Annotated in this window: 10 protein-coding genes and 2 pseudogenes (1 of these 12 cut by a window edge); 10 read left to right on the top strand and 2 right to left on the bottom strand. The window is 61.0% G+C overall.

Annotated features, from left to right (window positions below; all coding sequences use genetic code 11):
- Positions 1–37: 37 nt before the first annotated feature.
- The 5 genes from ACSQ3F_RS08485 (at position 38) to ACSQ3F_RS08505 (ending at position 7,470) form a co-directional block, all read left to right on the top strand.
- Complete coding sequence (locus tag ACSQ3F_RS08485) at positions 38–934, top strand: ROK family protein (protein WP_436099819.1); 897 nt, start codon at positions 38–40, stop codon at positions 932–934.
- A 21-nt stretch (positions 935–955) separates the two neighbouring features.
- On the top strand, positions 956–1,450 hold the full coding sequence (locus tag ACSQ3F_RS08490; protein ID WP_436099820.1) for a heme-degrading domain-containing protein: 495 nt from the start codon (positions 956–958) through the stop codon (positions 1,448–1,450).
- A 19-nt stretch (positions 1,451–1,469) separates the two neighbouring features.
- On the top strand, positions 1,470–2,627 hold the full coding sequence (locus ACSQ3F_RS08495) for an AGE family epimerase/isomerase (RefSeq protein ID WP_436099821.1): 1,158 nt from the start codon (positions 1,470–1,472) through the stop codon (positions 2,625–2,627).
- Between the two features lie 164 nt (positions 2,628–2,791).
- The gene (gene metH / locus ACSQ3F_RS08500) at positions 2,792–6,565 is read left to right on the top strand and encodes a methionine synthase (protein ID WP_436099822.1); all 3,774 of its coding nucleotides are present in this window, start codon (positions 2,792–2,794) and stop codon (positions 6,563–6,565) included.
- A 437-nt stretch (positions 6,566–7,002) separates the two neighbouring features.
- Positions 7,003–7,470 (top strand): DUF1801 domain-containing protein, encoded by a 468-nt coding sequence (locus ACSQ3F_RS08505; protein WP_436102081.1) that lies wholly within the window; start codon positions 7,003–7,005, stop codon positions 7,468–7,470.
- A gap of 186 nt (positions 7,471–7,656) precedes the next feature.
- On the opposite strand, the gene ACSQ3F_RS08510 is transcribed toward ACSQ3F_RS08505, so the two are convergent.
- Positions 7,657–8,370 (bottom strand): DUF2971 domain-containing protein, encoded by a 714-nt coding sequence (locus ACSQ3F_RS08510; RefSeq protein WP_436099823.1) that lies wholly within the window; start codon positions 8,368–8,370, stop codon positions 7,657–7,659.
- Positions 8,367–9,211, bottom strand: a pseudogene (locus ACSQ3F_RS08515) (IS5 family transposase). Before ACSQ3F_RS08515 ends, ACSQ3F_RS08510 begins: the two are co-directional and overlap by 4 nt.
- Positions 9,212–9,434: 223 nt before the next feature.
- On the opposite strand from ACSQ3F_RS08515, the pseudogene ACSQ3F_RS08520 reads away from it, so the two are divergent.
- From ACSQ3F_RS08520 to ACSQ3F_RS08540, 5 genes and pseudogenes are all read left to right on the top strand, one after another.
- A pseudogene (locus tag ACSQ3F_RS08520) lies at positions 9,435–10,439 on the top strand (glycosyltransferase); the annotation flags it as partial.
- Positions 10,440–10,621: 182 nt separating this feature from the next.
- Positions 10,622–10,984, top strand: coding sequence for a cupin domain-containing protein (locus ACSQ3F_RS08525; RefSeq protein WP_436099824.1), 363 nt, complete (start codon positions 10,622–10,624; stop codon positions 10,982–10,984).
- A 22-nt stretch (positions 10,985–11,006) separates the two neighbouring features.
- On the top strand, positions 11,007–11,354 hold the full coding sequence (locus tag ACSQ3F_RS08530; RefSeq protein WP_436099825.1) for a cupin domain-containing protein: 348 nt from the start codon (positions 11,007–11,009) through the stop codon (positions 11,352–11,354).
- Between the two features lie 149 nt (positions 11,355–11,503).
- Positions 11,504–13,009 (top strand): aldehyde dehydrogenase family protein, encoded by a 1,506-nt coding sequence (locus ACSQ3F_RS08535; protein WP_436099826.1) that lies wholly within the window; start codon positions 11,504–11,506, stop codon positions 13,007–13,009.
- A gap of 42 nt (positions 13,010–13,051) precedes the next feature.
- On the top strand, positions 13,052–13,156 hold the beginning of the coding sequence (locus tag ACSQ3F_RS08540; protein WP_436099827.1) for a saccharopine dehydrogenase family protein. Its footprint extends 1,098 nt past the window's final position; only the first 105 of its 1,203 coding nucleotides appear in the window; its start codon is at positions 13,052–13,054; its stop codon lies beyond the right edge, outside the window.

A 13,156-nucleotide genomic window follows, 5' to 3' on the forward strand; every position in this document is an offset into this window, starting at 1 on the left:
GCTCATTGCAACGAGACGCACAAGAGTTTGATCCGACATGTTCATTGGAATTGATTGGGGCGGCACGAAAATGGAAGTCATCGCGCTCGATCGCGATGGCACGACACGAGCCCGTCACCGCATCGCCACGCCGACCAGCGGCTATGACGCCTGCATCCGCGCCGTGCAGCAACTTGTCGCGACGGCCGAGCAGATGGCTGGCGAACAGGGCACGATCGGCATCGGCATTCCCGGAAGCCCCAATCCGCGCACCGGCATCGTGCGCAATTCCAACGCCGTGCTCTTGAACGGCCAGCCGCTCGGGCGCGATCTTCAGGCGGCGCTCGGCCGCGACGTGCGGCTTGCCAATGATGCCAATTGCCTTGCGGTTTCCGAAGCCGTCGACGGGGCGGGCAAGGATGCGCACACGGTTTTCGGCGTCATCGTCGGCACCGGCCATGGCGGGGGGCTCGCGATCGGAAAACATGTGCATGCAGGCTATCAGGGCATCGCCGCTGAAATCGGCCACTACCCGCTGCCCTGGATGACGCCGGACGAATATCCGGGCCACAAATGCTGGTGCGGCAAACATGGCTGCCTCGACATGTATGCCTGCGGCACCGGCCTCGAGCTCGACTACCGGACCACGACGGGCATCGACCGGCGCGGGCGCGACATCATCGCCGACAAGCGCAACGGCGATCCGGTGGCCACCGCCGTCTATGACCGCTTCGTCGACCGGCTCGCCCGCAGCCTGGCGCTTCTGACCAACATCGTCGATCCCGACGTCTTTGTTCTCGGCGGTGGCATGTCGAATGTCGATGAAATCTATGACGAATTGCCGGATGTGATCGTCAAATATATTTTCGGCGACAGCTTCGAGACGCCGATTCGCAAGGCGGTGCATGGCGATAGCTCCGGCGTGCGCGGTGCCGCCTGGCTCTGGAAAGACTGAAAGACAAGGGGAAACGGCGATATGAATTTCGACAAGGATCTCGAACGCATCGCGCTGCAGGAAAAGGAACTGCAGTTCGACAGCTTCAATCTGGAAACCGGCTGGAAACTCGGTTCGCTGCTGCGCGACATGGCCGCTCAGCGGAAACTGGGCGTCGTCATCGACGTCACGCTGTTTTCCATGCCGGTTTTCTATGCGGCGCTGGAAGGATCGACGCCCGACAATCCGAACTGGGTACGCCGCAAGCGCAACTGCGTTTTCCGCTTTATGAAAAGCAGCTACGCGATCGGCCTGACACTTGCCAAGCAGGAAAGCACGCTGCAGGCGAAGTTCGGCTTGCCCGATGCCGAATTTTCGCCGCATGGCGGCAGCTTCCCGATCGTCGTGAAAGGCACCGGCTGCATCGGCGCGGTCACGGTTTCCGGCCTGCCGCAGCGCGAGGATCATGCCATGGTTGTCGAAGCGCTCGCCAATGTGCTCGGCAAGGATCTCGGCGCGTTGAAACTTGGCGCATAAGAACGGACGGACAGTGACAATGGATATTGCCGGCTTTTCCGCGAAATTGAACGACTGGCTTACCAGTGCGGCGCTGCCGATCTGGCGCGACAAGGGTTTCGACACGTCGAGCGGCGGCTTCGTCGAGACGATCGACATGACGGGAGAGCCGACGCGGGCGAACCGCCGGTCGCGCGTCCAGCCGCGCCAGGTCTATTGCTTCGCGGAAGCTGGGCGCCGGGGCTGGCCGGGAGACTGGCAGCGCGTCGCTGAGGGCGGGCTTGCCTATTTCGATCGCGTCTATCTGCAGCCGAACGGCTTTTACGGTGCTTTGGCGGACGCGGATGGACATCTGATCGACGCCTCTTTCGATTTCTACAACCAGGCCTTCGCACTTTTGTCCTTTGCCTATGTGGCAAAGGTGTTTCCGGAGCGGAAGGCGGAGATGATCGAGCGCAGCAATACCTTGCTGCAAAAGCTCGAGGCCCATTGCAGGCATCCTTTGGCAGGCTTCGAGGAAGACAATCCGCCGCGCCTGCCGCTCTGCTCCAACCCGCATATGCACCTGTTCGAGGCGTGCCTGGCGAGCGAAGAGGTGGATGGTTTCGACACGGTTGCCTGGACCAATCTCGCCGATGAGATCGCAGCGCTTTGCATGGATCATTTCATCGATACCGAAACCGGTGCGCTGCGCGAATTCTTCGATCACGACTGGTCGCCGATGCCGGGCGACAAGGGCCGCATCGTCGAGCCGGGCCACCAGTTCGAATGGGCCTGGCTGCTTTTGCGCTGGGGTGAGCGGCGCGGCAATGCCGATGCGCTGGTGAAGGCGCGCCGGCTGTTCGAGATCGGCGAGCAATATGGCATTGCGCAGCCGCGCGACGTGGCCGTCATGACGCTTCTCGACGATTTCTCCGTCGCCGATCCGATCGCCCGGCTCTGGCCGCAGACGGAATGGCTGAAGGCGGCGATCCGCTTTGCGGCGCTCACACAAGGCGAGGAACGCGAGCGTTATCTCCGCTCCTCCGTTCGCGCCGCAACGGCGCTGACGCGGTTTCTCGATACGCCGGTCAAGGGGCTGTGGCGCGACAAGCAAAAGGCAGATGGCAGCTTCGTCGAAGAACCGGCGCCGGCCAGCAGCTTCTATCATATCCTCTGCGCCATCTATGAAGTGGACGATTGCCTGAAACGGCTCTGACGCGCCACTCTGATCGATGTCCAACCGGCTCGTTTCACCTGAAACGGGCCGGTTTCCTTTTTGCCCGTTCGTTTGATTGCAGAGATACATATATTGACATAAAGATATCTTTATGTGATCCCTGTGTGCTACTGTATTGTCGTTTTCAGAACGGGAGATTTCCCATGTCCGCCATCGATGCGCTTTTCGGCGCCGTTTCACCCCGTCCCGATGGGTCGGAAGTCATGGCCGCATTGAAGGCGCTAGCGCGTGAACGCATCCTGATCATGGATGGCGCGATGGGCACGGAGATCCAGCAGCTTGGTCTCGGCGAAGAGCATTTCCGCGGCGACCGCTTCGCCGGCTGCGACTGTCATCTCCAGGGCAACAACGACCTCCTGACGCTGACCCAGCCCGGCGCCATCGAGGAAATCCATTACAACTACGCCATCGCCGGCGCCGATATCCTCGAAACCAACACCTTCTCCTCGACCTCCATCGCTCAGGCCGATTACGGCATGGAAGCGATGGTCTATGAGCTGAACCGCGACGGTGCCCGGCTGGCACGGCGCGCGGGGCTCAGGGCGCAGCAGGTCGATGGCAAGCGCCGCTTCGTTGCAGGTGCGCTCGGCCCGACCAACCGCACCGCCTCGATTTCGCCCGATGTCAACAATCCCGGTTTTCGCGCCGTAACCTTCGATGACCTGCGCATCGCCTATGGCGAGCAGTTGCGCGGCCTGATTGATGGCGGCGCCGATATCATCCTGATTGAAACCATCTTCGACACGCTGAACGCCAAGGCGGCAATCTTTGCGACCGAGGAGATCTTCGCGGAAAAAGGCGTTCGCCTGCCGGTGATGATCTCCGGCACGATCACCGATCTTTCCGGTCGCACGTTGTCCGGCCAGACACCGACGGCCTTCTGGCATTCGGTGCGCCATGCCGATCCCTTCACCATCGGCCTCAATTGCGCGCTCGGCGCCAATGCCATGCGCGAGCACCTGACGGAGATTTCCGACGTCGCCGATACCTTCGTCTGCGCCTATCCGAATGCCGGCCTGCCGAACGAATTCGGCCGCTACGACGAAAGCCCGGACGAGATGGCGGCCCAGATCGAGGGTTTTGCCCGCGAAGGCCTGGTGAACATCGTCGGCGGCTGCTGCGGCTCGACGCCGGCCCACATTCGGGCGATTGCTGAGGCCGTGGCGAAACATCCGCCGCGCGCCATTCCCGAGGTGCCGCGGCTGATGAAGCTGTCCGGGCTGGAGCCGTTCACGCTGAGCAAGGACATTGCCTTCGTCAATGTCGGCGAGCGCACCAACGTCACGGGCTCGGCCAAGTTCCGCAAGCTCATCACCGCCGGCGACTTTGCTGCGGCGCTCGATGTCGCACGCGATCAGGTCGCGAATGGCGCCCAGATCATCGACATCAACATGGACGAAGGCCTGATCGATTCGAAGCAGGCGATGGTCGAGTTCTTGAACCTGATTGCCGCCGAGCCGGACATCGCCCGTGTGCCTGTGATGATCGACAGTTCGAAATGGGAGATCATCGAGGCCGGGCTGAAATGCGTGCAGGGCAAGCCGCTGGTCAATTCCATTTCGATGAAGGAGGGCGAGGAAGCCTTTCTGCATCACGCAAGACTCTGCCGCGCCTATGGTGCTGCCGTCGTCGTCATGGCCTTCGACGAAAAGGGACAGGCCGATACGAAGGCGCGCAAGGTCGAGATCTGCAGCCGCGCCTACAGGCTCTTGACGGAACAGGCGGGTTTTGCGCCGGAAGACATCATCTTCGATCCGAACATCTTTGCGGTCGCGACCGGCATCGAGGAACACAACAATTACGGCGCCGATTTCATCGAGGCCACCCGCGAGATCATCGAGACCTTGCCGCATGTCCATATTTCCGGCGGCGTCTCGAACCTCTCCTTCTCCTTCCGCGGCAATGAGCCGGTGCGCGAGGCGATGCATGCCGTGTTCCTCTATCACGCCATCCAGGCGGGCATGGACATGGGCATTGTCAATGCCGGCCAGCTTGCCGTCTACGACCAGATCGAGCCGGAGCTGAAGGAAGCCTGCGAGGATGTCGTCCTCAACCGCCGCGCCGATTCGACCGAGCGGCTGCTGGAGCTTGCCGAACGCTTTAAGGGTGCCGCCGGCAGGGAGGCCAAGGAACGGGACCTGAAATGGCGCGAATGGTCCGTCGAAAAGCGGCTGGAACATGCACTGGTCAACGGCATCACCGAATTCATCGACGCCGATACGGAAGAAGCGCGGGCAAATGCCGAGCGGCCGCTGCATGTCATCGAAGGGCCGCTGATGGCCGGCATGAATGTCGTCGGCGACCTCTTCGGCTCCGGCAAGATGTTCCTGCCGCAGGTGGTGAAGTCGGCCCGCGTCATGAAGCAGGCCGTCGCGGTTCTCCTGCCCTATATGGAGGCCGAGCGGCTGGCGGGTGGCGGTGAGGGCGAGCGCCAGAGCGCCGGCAAGGTGCTGATGGCAACGGTGAAGGGCGACGTGCACGACATCGGCAAGAACATCGTCGGCGTCGTGCTTGCCTGCAACAATTACGAGATCATCGATCTCGGCGTCATGGTTCACGCTGCGAAAATCCTGGAAATCGCCCGCGAACGCAACGTCGACATCATCGGCCTTTCCGGCCTGATCACGCCGTCGCTCGACGAGATGGCGCATGTGGCAGCGGAGATGGAGCGCGAAGGCTTCGATATCCCGCTTTTGATCGGCGGTGCGACGACCAGCCGCGTCCATACGGCCGTGAAAATCCATCCGCGCTATCATCAGGGCCAGGCGATCTACGTCACCGACGCCAGCCGCGCCGTCGGTATCGTCTCGAGCTTGCTTTCATCCGAAGCGAAGGACGGCTACGTCGAGACGGTGCGTGCCGAGTACAAGAAGGTGGCTGATGCACATGCTCGCAATGAGCTGGAAAAGCAGCGCCTGCCGCTCGCCAAGGCAAGGACCAATGCGCAGGCCGTCGATTGGGACGCTTATTCGCCGAAGACGCCCTCCTTCCTCGGCACCCGGGTCTTCCAGGATTGGGACCTTGAGGAACTGGCGCGTTATATCGATTGGACGCCGTTCTTCCAGACCTGGGAGCTGAAGGGCGTCTACCCGAAGATTCTCGACGACGAGCGCCAGGGCGAAGCCGCCCGCCAGCTGTTTGCCGATGCGCAAGCGATGCTCGCCAAGGTCATCGCCGAGAAATGGTTCGCGCCGAAGGCCGTCGTCGGCTTTTGGCCGGCCGGCGTGGTCGGTGATGACATCCGCCTGTTCACGGATGAAACGCGAAGCGCCGGTCTCGCCACCTTTTTCACGCTGCGCCAGCAGATGGCGAAGCGCGACGGCCGGCCGAATGTGGCCCTGTCGGATTTCGTCGCCCCGGTCGAAAGCGGCAAGCACGATTATATCGGCGGCTTCGTCGTCACCGCCGGGATCGAGGAAGTGGCGATTGCCGAACGCTTCGAGCGGGCCAATGACGATTACTCCTCGATCATGGTGAAAGCCCTGGCCGACCGCTTCGCCGAAGCCTTTGCCGAGCGCATGCACGAATATGTCCGCCAGGAGTTCTGGGGCTATGCGCCGGACGAGACCTTCACGCCCGCCGAACTGATCGGCGAGCCCTATGCCGGCATCCGCCCGGCGCCCGGCTACCCGGCGCAGCCGGATCATACCGAGAAGGCGACGCTGTTTCGTCTCCTGAAGGCCGAGGAGGAAATCGGCGTCACGCTGACGGAAAGCTTTGCCATGTGGCCCGGCTCGTCCGTCTCCGGCCTCTATATTGGCCACCCGGAAGCCTATTACTTCGGCGTCGCCAAGGTCGAGCGCGATCAGGTCGAGGACTATGCCGCGCGCAAGGCCATGTCGATCGGCGAGGTCGAACGCTGGCTGGGACCGATCCTCAACTACGTCCCGGCGGCGAGGGCGGAAGCGGCGGAGTAGGTGGTTTAGCGGTAGTCGATTGTTGTGGGTGGCGGCTTCGCGGACAGGAGCCGACACTCCTATCAACTCCGGTCGTTTAGCGTTCGATCCCAAAGCGGACGTTGTCGGCACTGTCGTTGCCGTAGCGGTGAGACGCTATCATCTCGGGCACGTGCGCTGGTTGTAGCTAGTAGTCCTTGACACTCGGCGCAGAATATCCAGAGATGCACACCAACCGAATGGCATGCCGAGCAGGTCGACATCACTAAAAATCAAGTATCCTTGATTATTATCCGTCTATCAGCGGAGTGAACGCAATGGCCAACAAAACGTCCAATAAGTCGGCGAAGGTCACAAAAAAGACCGCCGCCAAGCGCGTTGCTGCGGAGGCGACCAAGCCCGAGAGGTCAGTCGCCAAGCCATCAGCCCGCAAGCCCACGAAGGCCGCGGCGAAGGAACTGCCGGCGCACCATGCGGTGCCCAAAGCCACCGCAAGCAAGAGCAAGGGCCCAGCGGTGGCCGCGAAGCCGACCCTCCTTGCAGGCGGCAATCCTCAGATCGCGAAGGCCGACGGCGACGCCCCCGTGCAGGCCTATATCGCGGCCATGCCGAGCTGGAAAAGCGATGTCGGGCGCCGTCTCGACGCGCTCGTTATGCGCACCGTCCCCGGCGTGCACAAGGCGGTCAAATGGAACTCGCCGCTATACGGGATAGAGGGCCAGGGCTGGTTCCTCGGCATCCATGTCTTCACGAAGTACGTCAAAGTGGCTTTCTTCCGCGGCGCGTCGCTGCGTCCTGTTCCCCCCGGCGAGTCCAAGCAGAAGGAAGTGCGCTACCTTGACATCCGTGAGGACGACGAGCTTGACGAGGCTCAGCTCGCCGCTTGGGTGACGCAAGCCAGCCAATTGCCCGGCGAACGAATGTGAGCGGAAAGTCGCGAGGTGCGTGCGTGGCGTGAGCGGGCGCTAAGAATTCGGCGACGGCATCATGTAAGTGATCGACTTCGACATGGTGACGAGCGCCTGCCTGTTAACGCCAGCAAGGTGGCGATCCCGGCAGCCTCGCAAGCCGCAACGCGGGGCTTGGGAAGGCTGCACGGTAGTTGCAGCTTCTCATTGCCACGGCTGCGTCCAGCCGTACCGGTCGACTACATCGACTGCGATCAAATCAAAGCTATTGCTTTGCACGCACATCCTACTCACCGGAATTCGCTCACGCTCAGAAACGCCGAGAATCTCATCGCAGCCTTCTCCTGTGAGAACATTTGTGTACTGACGATAGATATTCAGACCAAGAAAAATACGAGACGGTCTTATATTTATAACGCGCTCTCTATTGTATTCGCCTTCAAGGCGTTTCATTAGTCCATCACTAATACGGCTCCATTCCTCATACTCAACCACCGTAAATTCGGGATTAGCGTGCACGGAGTTGTAGATTTGATGGGTTATGGATCCTAAGACGCGCATCTTGGGTCGGATCGTCTTTCTGATTACTCTCCACTCCTTTTCGTATGCCCAAGCAGCGCCCTTAATAAGGGCCAAAGCGGGATTTCCGGACCGCCAAGCAAGAGAGGCCGGCATTGAATGGGCATAGACGCACGGATGCACATCATCAAAAAGCGGATCAAGATCGAAAGCCAAGCAGAAACCCTTGTGATTCTCACCATAGTGCGACCACATCAGGTGTTCGTCATGACGCTCAGAAAAGCAGGTGGTAGCAAAATAATATGATGCGCGCATATCCGGGAGAATGTCGTAATTCGGCAGTTGGTACTTCGCCGGAAATGCTTTCACTTCTGAGAGTCGGTCCGGAAAGTTATTCATTTTGAACAGAGCCTTCGCAGCATGAGGCGGATAGACGCCAGCTTGAGGAAGGCGAGCGCGTTGCGCGACAGATTTTCGAAATCCTTGGCCAGCCTGCGGCATCGACCCAGCCATGCGAACGTCCGTTCGACCACCCAGCGCCTCGGCAGAACCTCAAAACCCTTGGCGGTGTCGGAGCGCTTGACGATCGCGGTCGCAAGTCCTGGCATTGCCTTCTTTTGTCCCTTGGCGAAGACAGGCCCCTGATAGCCACCATCGGCGAACAGTTTCTTCAAGAACGGATAGCGCCCGAACAGCGTCTTCAGAACCAGCACGCCACCGTCGCGGTCCTGGATGTCGGCCGGATGAACCAGCGCATGCAGCAGAAGGCCTACCGTATCGACAAGGATATGGCGTTTCTTGCCTTTGATCTTTTTCCCCGCATCATACCCGCCCGGGTCAATGCAGCGCCCCCTTTTTCAGCGCCTTTGACGCTCTGGCTGTCCATGATTGCCGCCGTCGGACTGGCCTCGCGGCCCATCGCCTCACGGCATTTCACGTAGAGTTCCTCATGAATGCGGCCGAGCGTGCCGTCCCAGTTCCACAGGTCGAAATAGCTGAACAGCGTGCTCTTCGGCGGCAGGTCCTTCGGCACTGCCCGCCATTGGCAACCCGTGCTGAGAACATAAAGCAGGCCGTTGAGAACCTCCCGGACATCGACCTCACGCCTGCGACCGCCGTGCTTGGCAGGCGGAATCAAGGGTTCAGCCAGCGCCCATTCCGCATCCGTCAAATCGCTCGGATAGCGCAGACAATCTCGATTGTATTTCCCTCGGTTAGCCTTCGTCCACATCGCGTCCATGCCCTCATCGAATCAATTCAACTGCATGGAATCACAAACGATTCATATCATTCAACTTCTTTATGGACCGACACTGAGAGAGCATATTCAACGTCGCTTGGATCAGGCATGAATCGATGTTCCGCGGACCACACATTTGCTCCAGCCAAACAATCGAAAGGATCATTGTAGTTGTCCGGCGCCTGCAAAAGCAGGCCATGCGCCACGATCTTTCGTGCAGTTTTGGGAGGCGATCGTCGACAGCGCGAAGTGGGCTGAGAAGGATCTTCCGGGCGTGCTCACAAAAATCAAGCCGGACCTTATCTGCGTCGACAACGTCATCCTCTTCCCGGCGATCAAGCAGTTCGGCAAACCCTGGGTCCGCATTATCTCCTGCTCGGAAAACGAGATCGAGGATGAAAAAATCCCGCCGCATTTGTCCGGCTGCCGCCAGGACGACCTGGACGGCCACGTCGCCTATCGCGAGAAGTTCGACGCCGTGATCAAGCCGATCCACGACGACTTTAACGCCTTCCTCGCCTCGACCGGTGAGGAGGCCTATCCGATCGGCCAGTTCTTCGAGGCCTCGCCTTTCATGAACCTCCTGCTCTATCCGGAATCGGTAAAGTTCGACCGCGCCCATCCGCTCGATCCGAAACGGTTCCAGTATCTGGAAGGGTGCGTGCGCAAGGAAAAGCCCTATGAGGTGCCGGTTTTTGCCGAAAATAACGACAGACCGCTGCTGTACATTTCCTTCGGCAGCCTCGGCGCCGGCGACACGGATCTTCTCAAACGCCTGATCACCACCATCGGCGAATTGCCCTACCGGGCACTCGTCAATGTCGGCGACTACAAGGATCAGTACGACACCCTGCCCGGCAACGTCATCGTCGAAAGCTGGTTTCCGCAGCCGTCGGTCATCCCGCAGATCGACGCTGCGATCCATCACGGCGGCAACAACTCCTTCACCGAGTGCCTCTATTTCGGCAAGCCGGCAATCATCATGCCCTATGTCTGGGACGGCCACGACAATGCAACCCGCGTCGACGAGACCGGCCACGGCTTCAAGATGCCGCGCTATGATTGGACCGACGAGGAACTCGCGGCCAAGCTCGATGCCTGTATCAACGACCCGGAGATGAAGGCGAAACTGGTGGCGACCAGCGCCCATATGCAATCGCAGGACGGGCCGAAGAAGGCGGCCTGCATCCTGGACCAACTGGCCAATGCGGGGAAGTTCGATGGTTGAGGCAGCGCAAATCCGTACGGCAGGTGGATACCCCCCTCTGTCACTGCGTGACATCTCCCCCACAAGGGGGGAGATCGCCCATTTCCCTCGCCGGCTTCAATGTAAGGGAGGCGCAATAGTTGCCGTCAATCTCCCCCCTTGTGGGGGAGATGTCGGCGTAGCCGACAGAGGGGGGTATCTTCATGGCTAAGCCCAAACCCTCTTCCGCCCCGCACATCCACAACGCCACGACATACGATGATCTGGTCGATTGGGGTGTCCAGCCCGACAGTGTCGAGGGTCAGTCGAAATCGACCGGTCGGCTCGTGCACAAGGGTCCCAACAACCAGCCGGAATCCGGCATCTGGGTCTGCACGCCCGGCCGCTGGCGATTGTCGATCCCGCGCGACGAATTCTGCCATTTCGTCGCCGGCCGGGCGGTCTATCGCTCGGACAAGGGCGAAGTGATCGCGGTTGAGGCGGGCACGGTCGTCATGTTCCCCGGCGGCTGGACCGGCGAGTGCCACGTCGTCGAGACCATGCGCAACATCTACATGCTGGTCTGACAAAATCGGAAGGAAACATGCCATGACCGCCACACCGCTGATGCGCAAGCCGCTCGAGGAAACCGACCTCAAGGACTGGGGTATCATCCCGACCATGATCGAAGGCGAAAGCCGCACGACCGGCAAGCTGATCCACAAGGGCCTGGACGGCCAGTCCGAATGCGGGCTCTGGATCTGCACGCCCGGCAAATGGAACTGCCACGTGACGCGCGACGAGTTCTGCCATTTCCTCGAGGGGCGCTGCACCTATGTGCACGAGAGCGGCGAAGTGATCGAGATCTTGGCCGACACGGCAGCCTTCTTCCCGCAGGACTGGAAGGGTGTCTGTACCGTGCATGAGACGATCAAGAAGGTCTACATGATCCGGTGAACTTGGGGCTAAGACCCCCTCATCCGCCCTATCGGGCACCTTCTCCCCGCTGGGGAGAAGAGGTCGCCGCGTATCTCCTCTCCCCACCGGGGGAGAGGGCAGGGTGAGGGGGCCTCGCCGCAGAAAATGACGTTGATAGGAAATCTGCCATGTTCGATCCAGCCGAACCCGTTTTCTACAGGCATCCGGCTTACGTTCAAGCCACGGGTGAACGACATACGGTCATCAATCCGGCGACGCTCGGCGCGGAGGGCGTGTTTGCCGCATCGACCGTCGCAGAGCTGGATTCCGTGCTGAAGGCGGCCAAAGCCGCGCAATCCGAGTGGAAGAAGCGCGACGCCAAGAGCCGCGCCACGATTCTGCATCGCATCGCCAACCGGATCGAGGCGACCGATATGCGGGTTTGCGCCGAGCTCATGTCGCGCGAGATGGGCAAGCCCTATCCGGAAGCGATCGGCGAGGTCGCCAATTGCGCCGGCGCTTTCCGCTATTTCGCCGAAATGGCCCGCGACGAGGCCGGCAAGGTGGCCGGCACGACGCAGACCGGCTCGTTCCAGTATGCGCGCTACGAGGCATTGGGCACCAGCGTCCACATCATGCCGTTCAATTTCCCGATCCTCCTGATGTGCTGGACGGTCGCGGCATCGCTTGCCGCCGGTAATGCCTGCATCATCAAGCCGGCGCTTGCGACGACGCTGTCGACGCTGGAGTTCATGGCTGTCTTTGAAGCGCTGCCGGACGGCCTGATCGCCTGCATGCCCGGCGGGGCCGAAGTCGCGCAATACCTGATCGCCTCGCCGATGACCCATGCGGTCGCCTTCACCGGCTCGGTTGCCGCCGGAAAAGCCGTTGCCGCCGCCGCCGCCAGCCGGATGAAACCGGCCGTGATCGAAGCCGGCGGCAGCGATCCGATGATCATCACGGCGCACGCGCCGCTCGATGTCGCCGCCGCCGGCGCGGTCACGGCCGCCTTCCATATGTCGGGGCAGGTCTGCACCTCGGCCGAACGTTTCTTCGTGGTCGATGGCGTCCATGACGCCTTCATCGAGAAGTTTGCCACCGAGGCCCGCCGCCTGCGGATCGGCAACGGCCTGACCAAAACCGAGATCGGACCGCTGGTCAGCGAGGCGGCGCGCGCCAAGGTGATCCGCCTCGTCGAGGACGCCAAATCGAAGGGCGCGACCGTTATTCTCGGCGGAAAAATCCCGGATAGCGAGCCGGTCGGCTGGTTCTACGAGCCGACGATCCTGACCGGCTGCACGCCCGAGATGGCGATCATGCAGGAAGAATGTTTCGGGCCCGTTGCCGCCGTCGCCCGTGTCGCTGATTTCGACGAAGCGATCGAACGAGCCAATGACAGCCCCTTCGGTCTCGGCGCCTCGGTCTTCACCACCAGTCTCGAGGAGGCGATGGTGGCGGCGGAGCGCCTGGAATCCGGCATGGTCTGGGTCAACAATCCGCTGATCGACAATGATGCGCTGCCGTTCGGCGGCTGGAAGGCATCCGGCATGGGCCGCGAACTCGGCCGGCAAGGCCTGGACGCCTTCCGCCGCTCGAAAATGGTGATCATCGATCACAAGCCGGTCATCCAAGACTGGTGGTACCCCTATCCGGACAGCTGGTTCTACGCAGAGGGCGGGCGCAAGCACGTTTGACATTCGCCGGGTTCCAGTTGCTTTCGCAGAAAGAAGACGCTCATGAAAATCTCCATTCTCGGTGGCGCCGGCCTGATGGGCGCCGGTATCGTCCGTGATCTTGTCTCCGACCGGACCATTGTCGACATTTCCTCGATCCGCATCTGC

Origin of the sequence: Pararhizobium sp. LjRoot238 (assembly GCF_964252955.1) — a bacterium.
In the GTDB taxonomy this organism is placed as follows: domain Bacteria; phylum Pseudomonadota; class Alphaproteobacteria; order Rhizobiales; family Rhizobiaceae; genus Pararhizobium.

Coding starts and splice junctions, on each gene's coding strand:
- ACSQ3F_RS08495 (WP_436099821.1), top strand. CDS start 1,470: ATGGATATTGCCGGCTTTTCCGCGAAATTGAACGACTGGCTTACCAGT.
- ACSQ3F_RS08490 (WP_436099820.1), top strand. CDS start 956: ATGAATTTCGACAAGGATCTCGAACGCATCGCGCTGCAGGAAAAGGAA.
- ACSQ3F_RS08485 (WP_436099819.1), top strand. CDS start 38: ATGTTCATTGGAATTGATTGGGGCGGCACGAAAATGGAAGTCATCGCG.
- ACSQ3F_RS08535 (WP_436099826.1), top strand. CDS start 11,504: ATGTTCGATCCAGCCGAACCCGTTTTCTACAGGCATCCGGCTTACGTT.
- ACSQ3F_RS08510 (WP_436099823.1), bottom strand. CDS start 8,370: ATGAATAACTTTCCGGACCGACTCTCAGAAGTGAAAGCATTTCCGGCG.
- metH (WP_436099822.1), top strand. CDS start 2,792: ATGTCCGCCATCGATGCGCTTTTCGGCGCCGTTTCACCCCGTCCCGAT.
- ACSQ3F_RS08530 (WP_436099825.1), top strand. CDS start 11,007: ATGACCGCCACACCGCTGATGCGCAAGCCGCTCGAGGAAACCGACCTC.
- ACSQ3F_RS08525 (WP_436099824.1), top strand. CDS start 10,622: ATGGCTAAGCCCAAACCCTCTTCCGCCCCGCACATCCACAACGCCACG.